The 22,769-nt window shown below is 69.1% G+C and carries 13 protein-coding genes; 5 read left to right on the top strand and 8 right to left on the bottom strand.

Annotated elements, in window-relative coordinates:
* Window position 1: 1 nt before the first annotated feature.
* The 5 genes from mbtD to G6N57_RS17175 all read right to left on the bottom strand — a co-directional run bounded on the left by mbtD (window position 2) and on the right by G6N57_RS17175 (window position 9,421).
* Window positions 2-3,010: a mycobactin polyketide synthase MbtD gene (gene mbtD / locus G6N57_RS17195; RefSeq protein ID WP_077741310.1), complete on the bottom strand. Its 3,009-nt coding sequence runs from the start codon at window positions 3,008-3,010 to the stop codon at window positions 2-4.
* Window positions 3,007-4,344: a beta-ketoacyl [acyl carrier protein] synthase domain-containing protein gene (locus G6N57_RS17190; protein ID WP_077741311.1), complete on the bottom strand. Its 1,338-nt coding sequence runs from the start codon at window positions 4,342-4,344 to the stop codon at window positions 3,007-3,009. The genes mbtD and G6N57_RS17190 overlap by 4 nt, the downstream gene beginning before the upstream one ends.
* The gene (locus G6N57_RS17185; protein ID WP_077741312.1) at window positions 4,334-5,080 is read right to left on the bottom strand and encodes a thioesterase II family protein; all 747 of its coding nucleotides are present in this window, start codon (window positions 5,078-5,080) and stop codon (window positions 4,334-4,336) included. Before G6N57_RS17185 ends, G6N57_RS17190 begins: the two co-directional genes overlap by 11 nt.
* Window positions 5,077-5,835: an AMP-binding protein gene (locus G6N57_RS17180; protein ID WP_162563959.1), complete on the bottom strand. Its 759-nt coding sequence runs from the start codon at window positions 5,833-5,835 to the stop codon at window positions 5,077-5,079. Before G6N57_RS17180 ends, G6N57_RS17185 begins: the two co-directional genes overlap by 4 nt.
* 61 nt (window positions 5,836-5,896) lie before the next feature.
* A complete protein-coding gene (locus G6N57_RS17175; RefSeq protein WP_077741314.1) occupies window positions 5,897-9,421 on the bottom strand; it encodes a non-ribosomal peptide synthetase in 3,525 nt (1,174 codons plus the stop codon).
* 102 nt (window positions 9,422-9,523) lie between these two features.
* Here G6N57_RS17175 and G6N57_RS17170 point away from each other — a divergent pair, with 102 nt between their 5' ends.
* Window positions 9,524-11,179: a (2,3-dihydroxybenzoyl)adenylate synthase gene (locus tag G6N57_RS17170; protein ID WP_077741315.1), complete on the top strand. Its 1,656-nt coding sequence runs from the start codon at window positions 9,524-9,526 to the stop codon at window positions 11,177-11,179.
* Here G6N57_RS17170 and G6N57_RS17165 read toward each other — a convergent pair.
* The 3 genes from G6N57_RS17165 to hemW all read right to left on the bottom strand — a co-directional run bounded on the left by G6N57_RS17165 (window position 11,169) and on the right by hemW (window position 19,240).
* A complete protein-coding gene (locus tag G6N57_RS17165) occupies window positions 11,169-16,307 on the bottom strand; it encodes a type I polyketide synthase (protein WP_077741316.1) in 5,139 nt (1,712 codons plus the stop codon). The two genes, G6N57_RS17170 and G6N57_RS17165, sit on opposite strands and share 11 nt — an antisense overlap.
* Window positions 16,308-16,536: 229 nt before the next feature.
* Complete coding sequence (locus tag G6N57_RS17160; RefSeq protein WP_077741317.1) at window positions 16,537-17,928, bottom strand: salicylate synthase; 1,392 nt, start codon at window positions 17,926-17,928, stop codon at window positions 16,537-16,539.
* A 139-nt stretch (window positions 17,929-18,067) separates the two neighbouring features.
* On the bottom strand, window positions 18,068-19,240 hold the full coding sequence (hemW, locus tag G6N57_RS17155; protein ID WP_077741318.1) for a radical SAM family heme chaperone HemW: 1,173 nt from the start codon (window positions 19,238-19,240) through the stop codon (window positions 18,068-18,070).
* Window positions 19,241-19,333: 93 nt separating this feature from the next.
* On the opposite strand from hemW, the gene G6N57_RS32310 reads away from it, so the two are divergent.
* From G6N57_RS32310 to G6N57_RS17140, 4 genes are all read left to right on the top strand, one after another.
* Window positions 19,334-19,438, top strand: a complete 105-nt coding sequence (locus G6N57_RS32310) for an Ms4527A family Cys-rich leader peptide (RefSeq protein WP_350222970.1) — start codon at window positions 19,334-19,336, stop codon at window positions 19,436-19,438.
* 124 nt (window positions 19,439-19,562) lie between these two features.
* The gene (locus G6N57_RS17150) at window positions 19,563-21,239 is read left to right on the top strand and encodes a nitrite/sulfite reductase (protein ID WP_077741319.1); all 1,677 of its coding nucleotides are present in this window, start codon (window positions 19,563-19,565) and stop codon (window positions 21,237-21,239) included.
* 8 nt (window positions 21,240-21,247) lie between these two features.
* On the top strand, window positions 21,248-21,973 hold the full coding sequence (locus G6N57_RS17145; protein ID WP_077741320.1) for a phosphoadenylyl-sulfate reductase: 726 nt from the start codon (window positions 21,248-21,250) through the stop codon (window positions 21,971-21,973).
* 7 nt (window positions 21,974-21,980) lie between these two features.
* Complete coding sequence (locus G6N57_RS17140; protein WP_097926052.1) at window positions 21,981-22,694, top strand: sirohydrochlorin chelatase; 714 nt, start codon at window positions 21,981-21,983, stop codon at window positions 22,692-22,694.
* The last annotated feature ends 75 nt before the right edge of the window (window positions 22,695-22,769 follow it).

Raw genomic sequence — 22,769 nt, 5'->3', positions numbered from 1 at the left:
GTCAGTCACGCGAAATTGCTTCCTTCTCAGGTCTTTCCAAATGCTCGATCAATTCGGCGGCGGTGGCGCCACCGAGAATGGTGGCCAGCGGCACTGATCGGCCGGTGGCCTTCTTGAGCTTCTTGCGCAGGTCGATCGCCAACAACGAGTCGACGCCCAGATCCAGCAGCGAAGCGTCGAAATCCAGTGCGGTCGTGTCGGCGAGCTTCAGTACGGATCCCAGCGCGATCCGCATCGCGCCCGTGGCGTCGGTCGCCTCGCTCCCGGACGCCTCGGCGACGGCGCTGACGGCGACGGCGGCACGCTCGTGCTGGCCACCGAGGAACGTCCGCAGCCGCTCGGCGTCGGCGGTGAACACCAACGGATCGGCCGGGTAATCCCGCAACCCGGCCTCCACGGCGAGGTCAGGCGCCATGGCCCGCAGACCGGACCGCTCGACCCTGCCGATCTCAGCCGGGTCGATGATGCCGTCGCCCGGCCACAGCCCCCAGCGCACCGCGGTGCAGTGCCTGCCGTCGGCCCGCAACTGCCCGCCGAGTGCGTCCAGAAGTCGGTTGGCGGCAGAGTAGGCGGCATGCCCGTAGCCACCCCACAGGCCGGATACCGAGGAGCACAACACGATCCGGGCGTCCGGGCGTAGCGGCCACGCAGCCGTGAGGTTGGCCAACCCGGTCACCTTGGCCGCGAAAGTGTCCCGCACGGCCGCCCCGGTGAGTTCCCCGCCCGGGGCGATGGTGGCGGACGCGGCGGCGTGGATCACCAGCGATGCCGGGCCGAGCTCCAGTTCGGCGACGGTGGCAGCGATCTGTGCCGGGTCGGTGAGATCGCATCGGGGTGCCAGGATCTCGGTCCCTGCAACAGCGACGCCGGTGAGGTCCGCCAACCGTTCTTCGTCGAGTCCGCTCCGGCTGAGCAGCACGATGCGTCGAGCCCCCTGCTCGACCAGGTGGCGGGCGAAGTGCAGGCCGACCGCGCCGGCTCCACCGGTGATCACCACCTCGTCGAAGATTCCGGAATCCGCGGTCCAGGACCGGGCATCGGAGGAGTCGTCACGCATCCCCCGCTGCCAGACGGCAGGCCCGGACCCGTTGTCCCGCAAGGCGATGTCATCGGCATGGGTCAGCATTGCGGTGACGGCTGCGGCCGCGGCGGCCGGATCGAGCGGACCAGGTGGAAGGTCCAGGTGCCGGAAGTCCTGGTCCGGATGCTCATAGCCGAGGCTGCGGTGCATCGCGGCCAAGGCGGCAGGCTCGGGCAGCGCGGATTGGTCGCCGTCGACCCGCTCACCGCCCACGGTGACCAGCCACACGTCACGGGTGTCGCCCGCGATCGCGTCGACATAGCCGAGCAGGCCGTCGTCGATGCGGCGGCTCAAGGCTTCTGCCGCGGCCACGGCATCGGCCTCGCCGGATACCGGGGCCACCACGATCAACAGGTCGGCGTCGACGGGAGCGACAGCGCAGGCACCCGCCGTCTCCTCGAGGGCGCGGCTCAGTGCGGCCGCCGGTCCCTGCCCGGCCGCCAGGTCGAGCACCGCGATGCGGCGTTGCCCGGCCGCCACGTTCGGCGGGGATTGCTTCTCCCAGTGCTCCACACCCACTGTCAGACCGGCAACGGGTGGCAGTGGTTGCGGTGTCGCCCAGAAATGTTCGGCCCGCATCGGCGCGAACGGGAAGTCGCGCAACCGGACGGCCGACTGGTTCGGGAGATCGTCCCAGCGGTAGCCGGAGTCGGCCATCGCCACCGAGACGATGTTGGCGCTGAGCCGTTCGGTGATCGGTTCGTCGCGCCGGCCCGACCCGACCATCACCACGGGACCACCGGTGAGTTCGGCCGCGTCGTCGAGCAGATCGCCCATGGCGAACAACAGCGCCGGATGCGCGGACAGTTCCACGAAGATCCGGGCCCCACGCCGTGCCGCCGTCTCGACGGCCCGGTCGAAGCGCACGGTACTGCGCAGGTTCGTGTACCAGTAGTCGGCGAAACCGGTGCCCGGCTCGACCACCTCGGCGGTGGCCGATCCGATGAACTGGACCGGCGATTCACCGAACTGCGCTGCGGGCAGCATCGATTCGAGCTCGCCACGGGCCGAGTCCAGCGCGGTGGTGTGCGCCGGGAACCACATCTCGATCTCCTTGGCGAACGATCCACGGCCGGTGACGGCGGCCACCGCCGCGGACACCGCCGCGGTGTCCCCCGATACCGCGACCGATGACCGGGAGTTGACCACCGACAGCTCGAGCCAGCCCGGCGTCTCGGCAACCACTTTCGCCGCCTCGTCGGGGGTGATCCCGAGGACCGCGACCCGGTACGGCCCGGTCAGCCGGTCGAGTACGGTCGCGCGGGCGATCACCACCGCCACCGCGTCGGGCAGGGTGATGCTGCCGGCCACGTAGGCCGCGCCGATCTCACCCAGGCTGTGCCCCACGGTGAGGTCGGGAAGCACTCCGCAGGACCGCCAGACCGCGGCGAGCGCCACACCGTGGACGAACTGGGCACCCTGGATCTGCACCTGGGAGAAATCGTTGGTGACCGCACCCGAATCCGGTTCGGCCAGCAGGTAATCCAGCGGAGACGCGGCACCGGAGGCTGCGAACTGCGCCGCACACTTGTCGACCTCTACCCGGTAGACCGGAAGCCGGTCATAGGCTTCCACACCCATCGAGGGCCACTGGCTGCCCTGGCCCGGGAACACGAAGGCGATGCGTGCACTCGAACCCGCTGCCGCCGGCCCGGTCTGAGCGCGGGTGACGAGCGGATGCTCGGCGTCCTCGGCCAGCGCCCGCAAGCCCGCGGCGAGTTCGTCGCGATCGCCGGCCCGCACGACAGCGCGGTGACGGCGCAGCCGCCGGGTGGCCCGCAGGGTGGCCGCCACGTCACCGGCGCTCACCTCGGGACGCGAGTCCAGGTAGCTCAGGATGGCCGCGGCGTCGGTGCCGATCAGGTCCTCGGCGTGGGCGCTGAGCAGGACGGGGGTGCGCGCGTCCGGAAGCTCGCAGGCTTCACTCATGCCGCCACCTCGGGAGCTTCGGGCACCGAGATGATGGCGTGGGCGTTGGTGCCACTCATCCCGAAAGCAGAGACGGCGCCGACGCGCTGTCCATCGACAGCGGGCCAATGAGTCTGCTTGGTGGCCAGCCTCAAACCCTGGGCATCCCAGTCGATCTCGCGGCTGACCTCGCCGACGTGCAGCGTGGCCGGGATGGATGCGTGTTCGGCGGCCAAGATGAGCTTGGCCAGGCCCAGTCCGCCCGCGGCAGCCTGGGAATGACCCACGTTGGATTTCACCGAACCCAGCACGGCGCCGGCTCCCGGGGCGGTGGCCCCATATGTCTGTGCCAGCGACCGCAATTCGGTCCGGTCACCGAGCCGGGTGCCGGTGCCGTGCCCCTCGATCATGCCCACGCTCTCGGGCCGCACACCCGCCTGCTGAATCGCCTTGGCGAACAACCGCTGCTGAGCGCTGCCGCTGGGCGCGGTCAGCCCGGTGGTCCGGCCGTCCTGATTCACCGCCGTGGCGCGGACCTCGGCCAGAATGCGCCTGCCGTCCTGCGCAGCTGCGGATTTGCGCTGCAGCACGAACATCGCCGCACCCTCGGCCCACACCGTCCCGCTGGCATGTGCGCTGTAGGGCCTGCAGTGACCGTCGTCGGACAACGCATGCTGTTTGGAGAACTCCACGAAGTAGCCGGGCGTGCCCATGACGCAGACGCCACCGGTCAGCGCCATGTCGCAGTCCCCCGCCCGAATCGCGGCCACGGCGGTGTGGAACGCGGTCAGCGCCGACGAGCACGAGGTGTCGACGGTGAGTGCCGGGCCGCAGAGATTCAGTGTGTAGGCGATCCGGCCGGAGATGACGCCCAGCGAGGTTCCGGTGATCAGATGACCGCTGTGGTGGGAGAACTCCGAAAGGGCCGGCCCGTACTCCAGGCCCGAAGCTCCGACGTAGCAGCCCACGTCGTGCCCGGCCAGGTCGTCGGGGTTGATGCCGCTGTTCTCCAGCGCACGCCACGCGATGCGCAAGCCGATACGTTGCTGCGGATCCATCGCCGCCGCCTCACGGGGTGAGATGCCGAAGAACGCGGGGTCGAATGCTGCCGCGCTGGAAAGGAACCCACCGAGATCGTGGATACGTTTGAACCCGTCACGGCGGGATCCGTCGAGGAGTTCGCGCACCGACCAGCCGCGGTCAGCGGGAAAGCGGCCGAGTGCTTCGCGCTGCTCGGTCAGCAGTGACCAGTAGGCGTCGGCGGTCTCGATCCCGCCCGGAGCCTCCAGCGCCATCCCCACGATCACCACCGGATCGGCGGTTTCGAGCCCGGGAAGCTGCCCGCTAGAGCTCATTGACCAGCTCCGCCACATCCTCCAGCTGGGAGTTGAGATAGAAGTGCCCGCCGTCGAACATCGAGCAGGTGAAAGCGCCCGTGGTGTGAGATTCCCAGCGCCGCAACATGTCCTCGCTGATGCGATGGTCGCGGTCACCGCCGAGGGCGTAGATGTCCGCCGCGATCGTCACGTCGGCTTCGCACGCGTATCGGTTGAATGCCGCGTAATCGGCGCGCACCGCCATCAGCAGCAGTTCCACGAAATCCTCATCGGCCAGCAGCGCCTCATCGGTGCCGCCGAGATCGACCATTTCGGCGAGGATCTCGGACTCGGCCATCGGCAGTGCGGGGGCGGCCGCCACGGCGGACGGCGCCTCACTGGCCGACACCCACAGGGCATCGATCGCGACACCGTTGCGCTCGGCGATCCGCGCGAACTCGAAGGCCACCACCGCGCCCATGCAATGTCCGAACAACCGGATCGGCCCGACCCCGGCCCAATCCGCCGCGTCGAAGAGATCCTTGGCGAGTTCGGCCACCGTAGCGGCGGCCGGGTGGGACAACCGGTCACCGCGTTGCGGGTATTGCATGACGTAGGCGTCAGATCCGGCCGCTGCCATCGCCATCCCGAATCCGCGGTAGGCCACCGCCGCGCCGCCGGCATGCGGGAACACCAATGTGGCTGTTGAGCTTTCGGACCCCGGATAGCGCTTCACCCAGGGCTTGACCGTGATCTGGGTATCCGGCGGCGTCACGACGGCACAGCGGTGTCGAGAGCGGCCACCGCATCCCGATGCCGCACAGCGAGGGCGAAGCCGTTCATCCCCCGCTCGGGGTTGCGCCGCGGCGCATCGTCGGCGACGACGATGCCTGCGCCTGCGGTCAGCGCCACCATCACCATGAGGATCGGCGCCGCGGCACCGGCAGCCGAGAACGCGCCGATCCGGTCGGAGCCGCTGACGCCGAGCCGGGCGCTGAGTTCTACCACCGCATCGTGGGCGGCGGTATGAGTCACCACCGCGTATCCGCTGTCGTCCACCGATCCCAGGAAGGCGGGATCGGACGGCCCGGACTGCACCGGGGCCACGTCACCCGTGCGGGCTCCGATCCGCAGCGCCTCCGACACGGTGAGGGCGGGCAGCCAGTTGGGCGGTCCGTCACCGGTGAACAAGGCCATCCGCACACCCGTGTGCTCCAGGACGGGCTCGGCCGGTTCGGCAGTGTCGACGGGGACGCAGACGCCGCCGGCCGCCAGGATGGCCAGCGTGGCGATCACGGTGTCCAGACCGGTGGGCCCCACGACGGCGACCCGGTCGCCGACGCGTACCCCGGCCACCGTGAGCGCGCCGGACACCGCCAGTGCCTGCTCACGCAACTGGCCGTAGGTCCAGCGGGTCGTCGGTCCGAACACCGCGATGTCGTCGGGCGCCACCTGTGCGTGCGTGAAGAACCCCTGGTGCAGCGGTCCAGCCGCCACTGCCTGCGTGGTCTGCGTAGTCGTGCGACTCACCGTGTCCACAACGACCTCCTGACGATAAGCAAAGCCTGCCCTAACTGAAGTAACTCTAACCTTAGTTGCCGAACGCGGGTTCTGGGGACGTGCGTGCCAACTCAGAGGTCACATCGGCACTGTCCATGCCCGTGACCTCGAGATACAGCTCGGATACCAGCTGCAGGCGGTCAGAACCGGCCTCCCGGCCGGCCAGCAACGCGGCCATCTGCGCGACCGTTCGGGCCGCGAACACGTCGGCGACCATGACGGTCGAGGTGTCCAGCCAATCCCTGATCCGCGCCACCAGCTGCGTGCCCAGCACCGAGTCTCCGCCGAGGGCGAAGAAGTCGTCGTCGACACCGACCCCGGTCTGCCCGAGAACATCGCCGACGATCGCGCACAGAGCCGTTTCCAGCGGATCCGACGGGGCCCGGTACCCCCTCGACTCGGGGGCGCCCACGGCCGAGAGCATCCGGACCACCGCGGTGCGGTCGGTCTTGCCTCGGGAGTAAGGAATCTCGTCGGCGACGAGAAGAACCTGCGGGATCATGTGCGCCGGCACCAGTTCGGCCAGCGACTCGGCTACGGATTCCGGGTCCAGGCCCTCTTCCGCCCCGGCCTGATCCGCCCGCACCACCGCACCGAGCACATCGTGGCCGCCGTCGACCGGCACCAGCACCGCCACGGCCGCATCCACGCCGGGAACCCGGCACAGGGCGCCCTCGACCTCACCCAACTCGATCCGGAAGCCGCTCACCTTGATCCGGTGGTCGGCCCGGCCCACGAATTCCAGCGTGCCGTCGGGCCACGAACGCACCAGGTCGCCGGTGCGGTACCAGCGCCGTCCGTCGTATTCGACGAATCGTTCAGCAGTCAGGTCGGGCCGCCCGCGGTACCCGCGGGCGATACCCCGGCCGCCGACCCACAGCTCACCCGGAACCCAGTCGGGGCAGTCCTCGCCCCGAGCGTCGACCACACGGCAGCAGTTGTTGGTCAGCGGGACTCCGAACGGCACCGAGGTCCAGTGCGCCGGTAACGCGTCGTCGTCGAATCCGACCTCGAAGATGGTGTTGTGCGTCGCGGTCTCGGTGGCCCCGCCCAGCCCGGCGAAGCGCACCCGCGGCGACGCGGCGCGCAGGGCCCGCACCAGGTCCGGACGCACCCAATCGCCGCCGGTGGGAACCACCCGCAACGACGACAAGGGACCGCCCCCTGTGCCGGATGCGCCGGCTGCGCCTGCGACCAGCATCTCCAGCCAGCCGGTCAGGAAGTGCAGGACACTCACCTGGTGCTCGTCGATCAGCTTGACCCAGACGTCGGGATCGCGGCGGTGTTCCTCGTCGACGACCACCATCGACCCACCTGAGCGCAAGGTCCCGTAGACGTCGATCACCGACAGGTCGCACTCCAGGTGCGACAGCGCCAGGCAACGGTCGGCCGGACCGATCTCGAAATGGTCGTTGATGAACTCGATGGTGTTCATCGCCGCGTCGTGGGTGATCTCGACGCCCTTGGGCTCGCCGGTCGAGCCCGACGTGAACAGCACGTACGCCAGATCTTCCGGCGTGACCTCAACCGGCTCGAAATGTGCTGGATCACCGATGATCTCGGCATCGGCAACGGTCAGGTGCGGCAGAGCGGGGTGGTCCGATCCCGAACCACAGATCAGGGCGAAGTCCACCTCGCCGGTGTGCAGGATGCGCGTTGCCCGGTCAGCCGGCTGATCCACCCCCACCGGCAGATACGCGGCGCCGACCATCGAGATGGCCAGCAGCGCGATGACCTGCTCGACGCTCTTCGGTCCCAGCACCGCGACCACCTCGCCGCGGCACACCCCGCGCGACTGCAGGGCGGCCGCCACGGCCAGCACCTTGTCCTGCAGCTCGGCGTAGGTGAGGTTGCCCGCGCTGCTGAACACCGCCGGCGCGTCCGGGGTGGCTGCCGCGTTGGACAGGAAACCGGCGTGCAGCAGGTCGCCGCTGGGTGTGGAGGTCGACGAGTTCAGTTCGGCGCGCACCCGGCGCTGCTGCTCGGACGCGGCGGGCGGATCAGCTGCGTCCCAAGCCGCGTCGTCGGTGGCCAGGCGACGCAGTTCGGCCAGATGGTAGGCGAACATGGCCTCGGCCACGCCGGGCCGGAACGCCTCGACCCGGACGTCCCAGTTGATCATCAGGCCTTCGGCGATCGGGGTCGCCTGAGCGTCGATGAGCACCTGGGGTCCCTGCGAGATGGTCCACACCGGCGCGCCGAAATGTTCGGTCACGTCACCGGCGAACAGATCGCCCAGCCCGAGTGCGCTCGTGTAGACGATCGTGGCCAGGGTCTGGCTGCCGCGGTGCCGGCTCATGTCGCGCAGCACATCGAGACCCGACACCGAGGAATGAGCAGCGGTGGCGTGCAGCGTCTCCTGCACCACCCGAGCCCGGGCCATGGCCGTATCCGCCCCGGTCAGGTCGATGTCGAGCAGCAGCGAGGACGTGAAGTCACCGACCAGCTTGTCCACGTCGGGGTGATACGGCTCGCGGCCGAACATCGGCAGGTTGAGCAGGAACCGCGACTGCGTCGACCAGCGCGCCAGCGCGTTGGCGTAGGAGGCCCCGACCGCCATGGCCGGGGTGATGCCGCGCCGATGGGCCGCCGCGAACAATGCGTCGCGGGTCGGCACATCGAGGGTCTCCCACAGCCGGATGCTGCGGTGCGGGTTGCGCTGATCGGACAGCGGAACCAGCGGCAGCGCAGGCGGATCCGGCAGATCGGGCACCCGGTCGGCCCACCACCGCAGGTCCTCCTGCGACGGTGGCGGCACCGAAGCCGTCAGCTTGGCCCGGTATTCGCGGTAGGTGTAGCCGAGATCGGGCAGATCGACGCCGCGGTAGAACGCGGCCAGGTCCGCCATGAAGTTGCGGTAACTCACCGCATCCGCGCACTGCATGTCCATGTCGACATGGAGACGCGTACGTCCACCGGGCAGCAGTGACAAACTCAGCTGCAGCACCTCGTCGTGCAGCATCTGATGCGACTTGGATTCCCTGAGCAGGTCCAATTGTGCAAGGGCAGCAGCCTCATCCAGGTCGCGCAGGTCGTGGACCGTGACCGGAAGCGGCCGCTCACCGATCCGCTGCGTGCCGTCGGGCAGGATCTCGACCCGCAGCATCGGGTGGCGCGCAGCGAGTTTCGTCGCCGCGGCCTGTAGCCGCTGCGGATCGACTCCGGCGCCGTCGAATTCGACGTACAGATGGGCGCCGACGCCGCCTAGCTGCTGATCCTGGTTCCGGCCCACCCAGAAGGCGTGCTGGATGGGCGCGAGCGGGAAGGGTTCGCCGTCGTCACCCGCATCGCCGGTTTCGGCTGCGGATTCCTCGGCCGGGGCGTCCGGGGTGTGTTCGGCGACCAGCTCGATCCACGCGGCGACGGTGGGATTGGCTGCCAGGGCGGCGAATCCGACGTTGATGCCCTGCTTGCGCCAGCGACCCGACAGCGACATCATCCGGATCGAATCGAGCCCGGAGGCGATCAGGTCGGCACCGGGATCGACGTCGTCTGCGCTGACCCCCAGGAGTTCGGCGACCTCGTCGCGGACCGTCTGGGCACTCGTCGCCACCACGCTTCATCCTCCGAACAATTAGTAAAGGCTGCCCTAACTTAGTGGAGGTTACCCTATATTCGATCTGCTGACACACTCACCCGACGGGAGCCGAGAACACCGATGACCACCGGTTTTGACCGCGAACAGGACGAACTGGCAAACGGATTCACGCCATTCCCCGAGGACCGCGCCGAGGTGTACCGCCAGGCCGGGTACTGGCAGGGCAAAGCGCTGGACAGCATCCTGCGGGATGCCGCGCAGCGTTGGCCGGACAAACCGGCCGTCATCGACGCCGCGGGCGCCCACACCTTCGCCGAGCTGGACGCGCTCGCCGACCGCATCGGCGCCGCTCTGGTCGCCCGGGGCATCGTCCCCGGCGATCGCATCCTGGTGCAGCTGCCGAACACGCGCGAGTTCGCGGTCGCCACATTCGGTCTGCTTCGCGCCGGGGTGGTCCCGGTGTTGTGCCTACCCGGTCACCGGTCGGCCGAGCTGGGTCACTTCGCCCAGGTGAGCGGCGCCGTCGGCCTCGTCATCCCCGACGTCATCGCCGGATTCGACTACCGCGACCTGGCGGCTCAACTCGCCTCCGAACATCCGCAACTGCGTCACGTCCTCGTCGACGGTGACCCGGGTGCGTTCGAATCCTGGTCTACCCTCAAGGATTTCGAGGGCAGCCCGCTGGACATCACCGTCGACACCAGCGGTCCGGCCGTTCTGCTGGTGTCCGGCGGAACGACGGGGCTACCCAAACTCATCCCCCGCACCCACGACGACTACCTCTACAACGCCGCGGCCTGCGCCCAGGCCTGCGAAATGGTGCACGACGACGTGTATCTGGCGGTGCTGCCGGCCGGTCACAATTTCCCGTTCGCCTGCCCCGGCCTCCTCGGCTCGATGACGGTCGGCGCCACCACCGTCTACACCGAGGACCCCAGTCCCGAATCGGTCTTCCCACTGATCAACACCCACGGCGTCACGGTGACCGGGCTCGTCAACGCCCTGGCCAAGCTGTGGACCCAGGCCTGCGACTGGGAACCGGTCCTGCCGACCTCCCTGCGCGTGGTCCAGGTGGGCGGGTCCCGGATGTCCCCGGAGGAGGCCCGTTTCATCCGCGAGGGGCTCAGCCCGGGACTGCAGCAGATCTTCGGAATGGCCGAGGGGATGCTGAACTTCACCCGCCCCGGTGACCCGGTGGACGTGGTCGAGAACACCCAGGGCCGGCCCATGTCGCCGCACGACGAGATGCGGGTGGTCGACGAGGACGGTCATGAGGTCGCCCCTGGGCAGGAGGGCGAGCTCCTGGTGCGCGGGCCGTACACGCTCAATGGTTATTACCGCGCCGAGGAGGCCAACGCCCGGTCCTTCAGCCCCGACGGGTTCTTCCGCACCGGCGACCGGGTCCGCATCTTCACCGACGGACCCCGCGCCGGCTACGTCGAGGTGACCGGCCGGATCAAGGACGTGATCCATCGGGGCGGCGAGACGGTGTCGGCCACCGACCTCGAGGACCACCTGCTGACCCATCCCGCGGTCTACGCGGCCGCGGCGGTGGGGCTGCCCGACGACTACCTCGGCGAGAAGATCTGTGCCGCAGTGGTGTTCAAGGGAGCACCGATCACCCTGGTCCAGCTCAACGAGTTCCTCGACGAACGTGGCGCATCGGCCCACGCCCGGCCCGACGTACTGGTACCGATGTCGACCTTGCCGGCCACCGCGGTCGGCAAGATCGACAAGAAGAAGCTGGTGACGTCGCTGTCCGCGGCTACGCCTTGATCTCACACTCCACGGGAGGCGCCAGCAGCTCGATGATCCTGGCTGTCACGGCCGCGGCGGTGGGGTGCTCCCACAGCAGAGTCGGCGGCAGCGACAGCCCGGTCTGCTTCTCCAGCTGCCGGCGCAGCCGGACCGTCATGATCGAGTCGACGCCCAGTTCCACCAGCGGAAGGTCGACGTTCACATCGGACTCCGCGAGCCCCAATTGGCTTGCCACCGCAGCCAATACGTGAGCGGCGAGCTGTTCGGGATCGAACTCCCCCGCGGCCGGCTCCCCGGCGTCGTCGGGCACTTCCTCAGGCGCCACCTCCGCCAGCATCGGCACGGCCGCAGCCGCGGGCAACACCGGCAGCACCACGACGTTGGCCGCGTCCTCACGCATCGCCAGGTCCAGTGCGCGTATCGCGTCGTCCGCGCCGACCGTGCCCATGCCGAGCGCATCGAGTTGCGCGGCCACGAACTCCGACGCCGACCCCATCCCCAACCCGCGCCACGCCGTCCACGCGACAGCGGTGGTGTGGTCGCCGAGACTGCGCCGGTGCCGGGCCATCCCGTCCAGGAATGCGTTGGCGCAGCCGTAGGCGCCCTGTCCCGGGAAGCCGGCCAGGTAGCCGCACGAGGAGAACAGCACCATCCAGTCGAGTTGCTCGGGCGGAAACACCTCGTGCAGCACCAGGGTCCCCCGCACCTTCGGATGCATGGCGGCGGCGAACTCGTCGGAGGTCGTATTCATCAGCAGTGCACCGGCTTCCACGCCGGCTGCATGGATAACGCCACGCACCGGCGGCAGCGGGCGCAGCACGTCCCGCAGGGCGTCGGCCGATCCCGGTGCTCCGACGTCCACTGCGGCGACAGTGACCGACACTCCACGCTCCTCGAGCGCAGTCACCGCGCGGACCGCCGCCGACTGCTCGCCGCCCGTCCAGGCCGAACGGTCGCCCAGCCCCAAGCGGGACAGCAGCACGAGACGGCGCGCACCCAGGTCGGCCAGGTGCTGAGCCATCAGCAGACCGAGCACGCCGGTACCGCCGGTGATCAGATAGGTGCCGCCCGGCTCACACCGCATCGGGCTCGCCTCCGCCGCACCGGACGACGCCGAGAGGCGGGCGGCCAGGGCAACACCGTCGCGGACCACGAGTACACCGTGCCCGGGCAGCGACCCCACGGCGTCCAGCGGGATGCGCCCGTCGGCCACGTCCACGACGCCGCCCCACAGCTGCGGATGCTCGGCGGCCGCGACGCGGCCCAGCCCCCACAGCGGCGCGTGGGTCACGTTGGATCCCTCGTGGACGCCGACGGTGAGTGCCCACAGCCGCGCCGACAGTCCCAGGCGGTGTTGCAGGGCCAGCGTCCGCGTCACCAGGTCGACGGCCACCTCAGGTGCGTCATCGTCGCGCGGCAGCACCAGCACGACCGGATGGTCGCCGAGTTCGCTTGGCAGCGAACCGAAGTCGACGATCGATTGCAGTTCGGCCGGATCTTCCACCGCCACGTACGGCACCGCGGCCGTCGCCAGGTCGTCCACCGCGGCTTCCAGCCGATCGACGTCCCCGCCGACCAGAACCACCCCGCTGGGGGGCCGCTCGCCACGAGCCGACACCGGATGCCACGACACCTGGTGCACGATCCTGCGGACGTCGGTCGCCGATGACTCCCGCCCGGAATTCTCCAGTTCCTCGAAGGCCATGCCGCCGATCGACACCAGCACCGATCCGGACTCGTCGGTGATCGCCACATCGGTGGTGGTGGTCCCGGGCCTGCGCCGCACAGACAGCATCGCGATCGCCGGCGGCGCGCCGTGGACGTCAACCCGTTCGATCCGGGCAGGCATCCGCAGCCGCGGCGGACCGTCGAAACTGGTCGAGGCGGCCGAGGTGGCCGCGTCCACCAGCGAGGCCCAGGTGCTCGGCTGCGCGCCATCGGGTTCGGAACTCACCGTGGCCAGTAGCTCACCTTCGCCGCGGCGCAGATCCGTGATGTCCCAACCGAATCCCATGGCAGCGACCCCGAGTTCGGCCAGGGTGTCAATCACATGACGCGGCGGGAGCTGCTCGGGGCAACGCGACCGCGCGGCAGCGAGATCGACATCGGCAACCTCGGCGGGAGCCGGATCCACCACCGCACTGCTGTGCGTCAGCCATCCGCCGTCCTGGTCCTCGGCGTCGGCCAGCCGTGAGGCCAGCGTCAGTTCGCGGTCGGCCAGCACCACCTGAAGATCCCGGGCGCGCGCGGGGGCCACGGGCGTGCGCAACCTGATGTCGGTGAGCCCGGCGCCGCTTCCGGCCGCCGTCAGGAACGTGTTCAACAGCACTGCGGCGGGCACGATCTCGGTGCCCTGGACCGGATGGTCGCCGGGATACGGCCGGGTGTCGAAATCCAGTCGCGTCTGCCACATCCGGGTGGCGACGGTCCCTGCCACCTCGGTGCGTCCACCCAGCAGGGTATGGCTCCCGGTGTCGTGTACCGCGCGCCCGCCGGGCGCGGCAGCGGGCACCCGCCAGAAGTGCCGGTGCTGCCATTGGGTGACCGGGAGGTCAGCGGCCCACGGATCTGTCTCGGCGACACCGTGTTCGATGTCGGCGCCATGGCAGTACAGCGCGGCGATCGCAGTCATGACGGCCGGCGACTCAGGCGTATCGCGACGCAGCAGCGGGACGACGGCGTGGTCGTCGATACCCAGGTGCAGCAGGGTCTCGACGATCGAGTGCGACACCACCGGATGCGCGGACACCTCCAGGAACAGCCGGTGCCCGTCCTCGGCGGCGGCCGTGACGGCCTCGGCGAACCGGACCTGACCGCGCAGGTTGTGCACCCAGTAGTCGGCGTCCCGCGACGCCGTGGAGCGGGGATCGAGCAAAGCTGTGGTGTAGAGCGGGATCACCGCGTCCCCAGCCGGGTCCAGCCCGGCGACGTTCTCGGCGAGAGCACCGGTGAGGTCGTCCATCGCGGGGCTGTGGAATGCCACGTCGGTGTTGACCCGGCGCACCACGATCCCCTGCTCGCCCCAGGATCGGCAGACCTCCTCGACCGCCGCGGCGAGACCAGAGATGACACAGGATTCCGCCGACGCGCTGATCGCCGCCACCACGTCGGTGCGGCCGGCCAATCGCTGCGCGGCCTCGGCGAACGGCAGTCGCGCCAAAGCCATGGCACCGCAACCCATCACGGAGCGGAACCCACGGGCCCGGTAGCACGCCACGGCCGCGCCCTGGCGCAACTCGAACACACCGGAAACCACGCACGCCGCGACCTCACCCACCGAGTGCCCGATCACCGCGGCGGGCCGCACTCCCCGCTCGCGCAGGACTGCGGCCAGTCCGACCTGCATCGCGAAGGTCAGCGCCTGGATGCGGTCGGTGCCGCCGAGTTCGCCGGTGCTCAGCGCCTCGCGGGCGGAGAACCCGAGCTCGCGCCCGAAGACCTCGTCGACCTCGTCGATGACGCAAGCGAAAGCCGGTTCCGCCGTGAGCAGTTCGCGTCCCATACCGGCCCAGTGCGACCCGTGTCCGGAGAACACCCACACCGCGTCCCTGGCCTGGCCGCCCGGAACCTCCCCGGTGACCAGCCCGGCGCCGGATTCTCCCCGCGCGAGTGCGTCGAGGCCGGCGATCAGTTCATGTCGGTGCTCGGCGACGACCGCGGCCCGAACCGGCTCGTGGGTCCGCCGGGCCCACAGCGTGGCCGCCACCGGTGCCACGTCCCGATGGCCCGCCCGCAGGTGATCGCCGAGCGCTTCGGCCTGGCGGGCCAGACGCGGTCCCGACCGTGCGGACAGCGGAACGACCAGCGGACCAGACTGCTGAACCGTCGTATCCTGTTGTACCGGAGCCTCTTCGAGAAGGATGTGCGCGATCGTGCCGCCGTAGCCGTAGCTGCACACCGCGGCCTGACGGGGGGTATCGGCGCGGGCCCACGGTTCCACCTCGGTGGGCACCCGGAGTCCGCTGTTGGCCCAGTCCACCGCACCGGTGAGTTCCCGCAGTCCGGCGGTGGGCGGGATCGCCTCATGGTGCAGGGCCAGGACCGTCTTGATCAGGCCCATCACCCCGGCGCCACCCTCCAGGTGGCCGATGTTGGGCTTGACCGAGCCGATGCGGCAACGGTTCCCGTCGGCCCGTCCGGCGCCGTACACCTCGGCCAGCGCCCCGACCTCGGTGGGATCACCTGTGGGAGTGCCGGTTCCGTGTGCCTCGACATAGCCGACTCCGGCCGGGTCGACACCCGACATCCGGCACGCGAGCCGGAACATGTCCCCCTGGGCGGCGCCGTTCGGCGACATGATGCCGACGGTGCGCCCGTCCTGGGCGGTGGCACCACCGCGCACCACGGCCAGGATGCGGTCACCGTCCCGTTCAGCGTCCGCGAGTCGCTTGAGCACCACGACGCCGGCGCCTTCGCCGCGCCCGTAGCCGTCCGCGGCGGCGTCAAAGGTCTTGCAGCGGCCGTCGGGAGCGGTCGCCCCGGCCTCGTCGAGCACCCGGGTCAGCCCGGGGCCGATCAGCGCGCTGACGCCACCGGCCAGCGCCAGCGACGTCTCGCCGGCCCGTAGCATCTGGCACGCCTGGTGTACCGCGACGAGCGAGGCCGCACACGCGGCATCCAGCGCCACACTCGGACCCCGGAGGTCCAGCAAATGCGAGACCCGGTTGGCGATGCCACACAGCGAGGTACCGATGCCGGTCCACGCGTCGATGCCGGGCAGGTCCTCCATGATCAATTTGCCGTAATCGTCGGAGTTGACGCCCATCAGCACGGCGGTGTCGCTGCCGGCCAGCGCCTTCGGAGAGACTCCGGCGTGTTCGAGCGCCTCCCAGCTGACCTCGAGCGCCAGGCGCTGCTGGGGGTCCATCACCTCGGCCTCGCGAGGTGACACGCCGAAGAACTCGGCGTCGAAACCGGCCAGGTCATCGAGGAAGGTACCCAGTCTGGTGACCTCACGCAGCACCGCGGCATTGCGCGGATCGCGCCGCAGGTAGGGCTCCCAGCGTTCCTCGGGCACCTCGGTGACGTGGCTGCGGCCCTCCACCAGGAAATTCCAGAAGTCCGCAGGCGTGGCGACGTTGCCGGCCACCCGGCAACCCAGTCCGATGACGGCGATGGGCTCCGGGGTCGAAGTCTCGGATGCCATGTCAGCAGGACCTCGACCGAAGGAAAGTCTGGATAGGCTTGCCTAAATACGCTGCCGACATGCGGACCATAGTGGCACACGATCCGAGAGAGCAGGAGTTCTACCTCAGAACCGGCTGTGAATCCCCTGAATGGCCCCCAGGGTGGCGTTGACGTGCGGGTTTCCCCTACGACGCGGCCCTTTTGGCTACCCGTGAGCCATCGCGCGCGGCCGCAGGCGGCGTGTTAGCTCACTCACATGCCGGCTCGACCCCCTCGATGAGGTACGGCGACAACGTGCTCAGCTTCTCGCAGGTCTCCTCGAACTCCCGGTCAGGCGTGGACTCGGCGATGATCCCGGCCCCGGCCCGCAACCAGGTGTGTCCGTCGGCTTCGTAAGCAGCCCGCAACGCGAGCGCCGCGTCGAGGGACCCGTCGGCCGAGAACATCGCCACCGCGCCCGAGTACAGGCCACGGGGCAGTTCGTCGTGGCGCAGGATTGCGTCGACCCCCTCGGCCTTCGGGATCCCCGATGCGGTCACCGCCGGGAACAACGCCTCCAGCGCGTCCATCCGGTCCATCGACGGGTCGAGGCGGGCCCCCACCGTGGAACCCAGGTGCTGCACACTGCCACGTTCCCGGATGGTCATGAAGTCGGTGACAGTGGCGGTGCCGGGTTCGGCGACCTCGGCAATCTCCTTGAGCGAACTGCGCACCGAGATGGCATGTTCGACAATCTCCTTGGAATTGGACTCGAGATCGTCGCGGGCCGCCTGATCGTGGGCGGCACCGCGGCCCAGCGCCCGGGTTCCGGCCAGAGGTTCGGTGACCACGAGCCCGTCCTGGTGCACCGCTGCGACGAGTTCCGGACTGTAGCCGAGCGCACGAAGTGGGCCGAGCCGCAACAGGAATGACCGAGCGGGGTTGTTGTGCCGCCGCCCGAGCCGGTAGGTCGACGGGAAGTCGAGCCGGAACGGCACGTCGAAGCGCCGCGACAGGATGACTTTTTGGTACCGCCCGGCACCGATCTCGTCGATCGCCGACGCCACCCGGTCGCGGTAGTCGCTGCCGTCCTGCCGGATGTCGACGGCGCGCGGGGCAGCCGTCGGCGGGATGTCCCCGGCGACCAGTCGCCGCACGACATCGCGATGACTCTCGGGACCACCGAGGACGGTGACCCGTTCCGCGGTGACCTCGATCTGTGTCCACGGACTGAAGATCCGGGCCAGCGGGGTCCCGGGCGGCAACCGGTCCTCGAGACCGAACTTGTACGCACCGAATTCGAATGCCACCCAACCGAATGCGGTGTCGGCATGGGTTTCGGAGTCGGCGAGCATCAAATCCACGGCTTCGCCGAGCACGGCGCCCGGCCTACCGGTCCACGGGCGGCGAGCGGCCACGACTCCATCCCGGGTGAGGCGCAGTTCATCGCTGTCCAACTCGACGCCGCACTGCGCCCCGGAAGCCAGAATCCACCGGTTTCCCCGCTCGTACACCACGTAATCACTGCCGTCTCCGGACAGCGCACGGGCAATCTCGGCGACCAGATCGGCCGGGCCGGCCCCGTTGTCACCCGCAGGCAGCTCGAACGAGGCGAGCGCGGCCGAAGCATTGCAGTCAGCTTCGTCGTTCTTTGTGAGCATTCGGCAAAGGTTAGCCCGATGCCGTCCATTGCACAGACCTACGTATTTACTACGGATTCAACATCTTCCGCATAGGCGACACACATACCGACACAGCCGGCTCACAGACACTCCACAGAAACTCGGCGGTGTTCGCCGGCTATCCGAGTAGGTCCCTGACCACCGCGTCGGCAAGCAGACGACCCCGATCGGTCAGCACCAAGGCTTCCCGTTGCAGCAGGAGGAGCCCTTCAGCACAAAGCTTTTCAGCCCGCGCCCGTTCCTCGGCAGCGAGCAGCGCCACCGGGAGCCCGTCCCGGACCCGAACTCGCAGCATCACTTCCTCGACATGCCGGTCGCGCGCATCGAGCTCCTCGAAATCGGCGATAGGCAGCCGATTTTCGGTCAACGCCTGTGCATAGGCGTTGGGGTGCTTGACGTTCCACCATCGGGTGTCACCCAGAAAGCCGTGCGCTCCCGGGCCCGCACCCCACCACTCGCCGCCCTCCCAGTAACCGAGGTTGTGCCGGCATTCCCCGCCCGCACGGCTCCAGTTCGACACTTCGTACCAGTGCATGCCCGCGGCCGACAGCCGGCTGTCGAGCAGTTCGTAGCGCTGCGCGAGCACGTCGTCGTCGGGTCGGGCGATCTCGCCGCGCCGCACGCGGCGGGCCAGCGCGGTGCCGTCCTCGACGATCAGCGAGTACGCCGACACATGGTCGACGCCTGCCCCCACCGCAACGTCGATCGAGCGCCGCAGGTCGTCGTCGGTCTCCCCCGGCGTGCCGTAGATCAGGTCGATGTTGACGTGTTCGAACCCGGCCGCACGGGCCTCCAGGGCCGCCGCGGGCGCACGCCCCGGCGAGTGCGTGCGATCCAGCACCGCCAGCACCTGCGGAGCCGCCGACTGCATGCCCAGGGATACCCGCGTATAGCCGGCCTCGAGCAACGTCGTGAACATCGCAGGGGAGGTCGATTCCGGATTCGCCTCGGTGGTGACCTCGGCACCGACCGCGAGCTCGAAATTGTCGCGAACCGCGCCAAGCACCGCGGCCAGGCCGGCCCCTCCCAGCAACGACGGCGTCCCACCGCCCACGAACACCGTCTGCACCGGCACCGAACCGACCTTCTCGGCCGCCAGCCGCAGTTCGACGCGCAGGGCAGCCAGCCAGCCGTCGGGATTGGCACCCCCCAATTCGGCAGGCGTGTAGGTGTTGAAGTCGCAGTACCCGCACCGCGTCGCGCAGAACGGAACGTGGATGTAGATGCCGAACGCGCGACCCGGCACGGGGGCCAACTCGGGTTGGCCGGCGAGCTCGGTGCGCGTGGTCATGGTTTGATTTTCCCAGACTGTCCAGCGACGACTTTTGCTCACCGTGAGCGCAAATATGGCCCGGTTAGGGCAGGTGACGACAATCGTGGCAGAATGTCGGGCGTGACTGCCGCCCACAACAGCACCACCCGCATTGCGCTGGTGGCTCGTCGGCACGTCGATTTCAAGCGCGTATGTAGCTGTTGCTGTCTGCCTTGACCATGCGTTGATTTCGGAACCCGCCCGCCCAATACATTCAGCTGGCCGCCGGATCTGCGCCGCCGGACAGCCCCACCGGCGATAAGCGCATTCCAGCGGCCGGTTCCATATGAGGAGCCAAGCCATGACCGAGGTTCAAGCCCAGCCGCGACCCGCGAAGACTCGCGATGAGGGTCAGTGGGCGCTGGGTAGCCGCGATCCCCTGAACCCCAACGAGGTGTTCAAACAGGAGGATGACGCTCTCAACGTTCGGGCCCGCATCCTCGACGTCTACTCCAAGCAGGGCTTCGACAGCATCGACAAGACCGACCTGCGCGGCCGGATGCGCTGGATGGGCCTCTACACGCAGCGTGAGCAGGGCTATGACGGCACCTTCACCGGTGACGACAACGCCGAACTGTTGGAGGCCCCGTACTTCATGATGCGGGTGCGCTCCGACGGCGGCGCGCTGACCGCGAAGTCACTGCGCACCCTGGGCCAGATCTCGATCGAGTTCGCCCGCGACACCGCCGACATCACCGACCGGGAGAACATTCAGTACCACTGGATCCGTATCGAGGATGTCCCCGAGATCTGGCGCCGGCTCGAAGAGGTCGGGCTGCAGACCACCGAGGCCTGCGGCGACTGCCCCCGCGTCGTCCTCGGTTCGCCGCTCGCGGGTGAATCCCTCGACGAGGTGCTCGATCCGACGCCCGCGCTGGAAGAGATCGTCCGCCGCTACATCGGCAACCCGCTGCTGTCCAACCTCCCACGCAAGTTCAAGACCGCGATCTCGGGCCTGCAGGACGTCGCCCACGAGATCAACGACGTGGCCTTCATCGGGGTCAACCACCCCGAGCACGGCCCCGGTCTTGACCTGTGGGTCGGCGGTGGGCTGTCCACCAACCCGATGCTGGCCCAGCGACTCGGCGTGTGGGTGCCGCTGGACGAGGTGCCCGACGTCTGGGAAGGCGTCACCTCGATCTTCCGTGACTACGGCTACCGCAGGCTGCGCAACAAGGCCCGGCTGAAGTTCCTGGTCAAGGACTGGGGCCCGCAGAAGTTCCGCGAGGTGCTGGAGACCGAGTACCTCAAGCGCAAGCTGATCGACGGGCCTGCGCCCGAGCAGGTGCCCCACAATATCGACCATGTCGGCGTACAGAAGCTCAAGAACGGCCTCAACGCCGTCGGTGTCGCACCGATCGCCGGCCGGGTCTCCGGCACCATCCTGACCAAGGTCGCCGATCTGGCCGAGGCCGCCGGCTCCGATCGGGTCCGGTTGACGCCCTACCAGAAGCTGATCGTGCTCGACGTGCCCGACGACAAGCTGGCCGAACTGCGTGCGGGCCTTGATGCACTGGGACTGTCCTCGACCCCGTCGCGCTGGCGCCAGAACGTGATGGCCTGCACGGGTATCGAGTACTGCAAGCTGTCCTTCGCCGAGACCCGGGTCCGGGCGCAGAGCCTGGTGCCCGACCTGGAACAGCGCCTCGCCGACCTGAACGCGACGCTGGACGTGCCGGTGACCGTCAACCTCAACGGCTGCCCGAACTCCTGCGCCCGCATCCAGATCGCCGACATCGGTTTCAAGGGCCAGATGATCGACGACGGCAACGGTCCCGAGGAGGGCTTCCAGGTGCACCTGGGCGGCAGCCTCGGCCTGGACAGCGGATTCGGCCGCAAGCTGCGCCAGCACAAGGTGTTGTCCACCGAGCTCGGTGACTACGTCGAGCGGGTTGTCCGAAACTTCGTGAAACAACGCGAAGACGGCGAGCGTTTCGCTCAGTGGGCCATCCGGGCCGACGAGGCGGACTTGAGGTAGATCGCGAGATGAGCGCATTGACTGAAGCGGAACTGATCGAGCTGGCCGAGCGGGGTGCGGCCGAGCTGGCCGACGCCGGAGCCGAGGAACTCCTGCGCTGGACCGACAAGCACTTCGGCGACGCCGGCGGGCCGGCCAATAGATCCGGTTACGTCGTCGCCTCGAACATGCAGGACGCCGTGCTCGTCGAGATGGCGGCCAAGGTGCGCCCGGGTGTGGACGTGCTGTTCCTCGACACCGGCTACCACTTCGCCGAGACCATCGGCACCCGCGACGCCGTTGAGCAGGTGTACGGCGTGAACGTGGTGAACGTCCATCCCGAGAACACCGTCGCCCAGCAGGATGCGCTGCACGGCAAGGACCTGTTCGCCCGCGATGCCGCAGCCTGCTGCCGGATGCGCAAGGTCGAACCGCTGAGCAAGGCCCTGGCGGGCTACAGCGCGTGGGTCACCGGCATCCGCCGGGTGGAGGCGCCGACACGCGCCAACGCCCCGCTGATCAGCTGGGATGCCGCCTTCGGCCTGGTGAAGATCAACCCGATCGCGGCCTGGTCCGACGACGAGATGCAGGCCTACATCGAGGCCAACGACATCCTGGTCAATCCCCTGGTCTACGACGGCTATCCGTCCATCGGGTGCGCCCCGTGCACGACCAAGCCGGCCGAAGGCGCCGATCCGCGCAGCGGCCGGTGGGCCGGCCAGGCCAAGACGGAGTGCGGGCTGCACGCCTCGTGAGGTCTCTGTGACGCTCGTTCTCACGGCACACGGCAGCGCGGACCCGCGTTCGTCGGCCAATGCGCATGCCATCGGCGGGCATCTGCGCCGGCTGTTGCCCGACACCGAGGTACGGGTCGCGTTCTGCGAACAGAACGCACCCAACCTCACCGAGGTGCTGCCCGACGTGGAGCCCGGCGCAGTGGTGGTGCCGTTGCTGCTGGGCAGCGCCTATCACGCCCGGATCGACATTCCCGGGCTGATCGCCGGCTCGGGTGCCGAGGTGACCCAGGCCGACGTGCTCGGCGACGATCCGCGCCTGCTGCAGGTGGTGCGGGAGCGACTGACCGCGGTGGGAGTGTCCCGGTTCGATGCGGACCTCGGCGTGATCCTCGTCGGAGTCGGCTCGTCACATCCGGCCGCCAATGCGCGCACCGCCGCACTGACGGCAGCGTTGGCCGAGGGCACCCGCTGGGTCGGTACCCACGTGGCGTTCGCCACAGGGCAGACCCCGTCCCTGCCCGAGGCCGTCGACCGTTTGCGGCAACGCGGCGCGCGCCGCCTGGCGATCGCTCCCTGGTTCCTGGCGCACGGCCGGATCACCGACCGGGTTGCCGAATTTGCCTGCACCGCAGGCATTCCCATGGCCGAACCGCTTGGCGCGCACCGCCTGGTGGCGGCCACGGTGCTCGATCGCTACGAAGAGGCGCTCACCGCACGCAGCGCCGGCTTCGCCGCCTGACCGCAGCCACACGCCGAGCAATCACGCCCCCGGGTACTGCCCGGGGGCGTTTTCATGAGCTTGACTCCTATACCC

It is taken from the genome of Mycolicibacterium boenickei, assembly GCF_010731295.1.
Taxonomy (GTDB): Bacteria; Actinomycetota; Actinomycetes; order Mycobacteriales; family Mycobacteriaceae; genus Mycobacterium; species Mycobacterium boenickei.
Note: the sequence above shows the minus strand (reverse complement) of the source record. Positions and strands in the feature narration are given on the sequence as shown.

What these genes read in the sequence shown, in the direction of transcription:
- mbtD (WP_077741310.1), bottom strand. Translation starts at nt 3,010, where the DNA reads ATGAGTGAAGCCTGCGAGCTTCCGGACGCGCGCACCCCCGTCCTGCTC.
- G6N57_RS17190 (WP_077741311.1), bottom strand. Translation starts at nt 4,344, where the DNA reads ATGAGCTCTAGCGGGCAGCTTCCCGGGCTCGAAACCGCCGATCCGGTG.
- G6N57_RS17170 (WP_077741315.1), top strand. Translation starts at nt 9,524, where the DNA reads ATGACCACCGGTTTTGACCGCGAACAGGACGAACTGGCAAACGGATTC.
- G6N57_RS17165 (WP_077741316.1), bottom strand. Translation starts at nt 16,307, where the DNA reads ATGGCATCCGAGACTTCGACCCCGGAGCCCATCGCCGTCATCGGACTG.
- G6N57_RS17160 (WP_077741317.1), bottom strand. Translation starts at nt 17,928, where the DNA reads ATGCTCACAAAGAACGACGAAGCTGACTGCAATGCTTCGGCCGCGCTC.
- hemW (WP_077741318.1), bottom strand. Translation starts at nt 19,240, where the DNA reads ATGACCACGCGCACCGAGCTCGCCGGCCAACCCGAGTTGGCCCCCGTG.
- G6N57_RS32310 (WP_350222970.1), top strand. Translation starts at nt 19,334, where the DNA reads ATGTCGGGCGTGACTGCCGCCCACAACAGCACCACCCGCATTGCGCTG.
- G6N57_RS17150 (WP_077741319.1), top strand. Translation starts at nt 19,563, where the DNA reads ATGACCGAGGTTCAAGCCCAGCCGCGACCCGCGAAGACTCGCGATGAG.
- G6N57_RS17145 (WP_077741320.1), top strand. Translation starts at nt 21,248, where the DNA reads ATGAGCGCATTGACTGAAGCGGAACTGATCGAGCTGGCCGAGCGGGGT.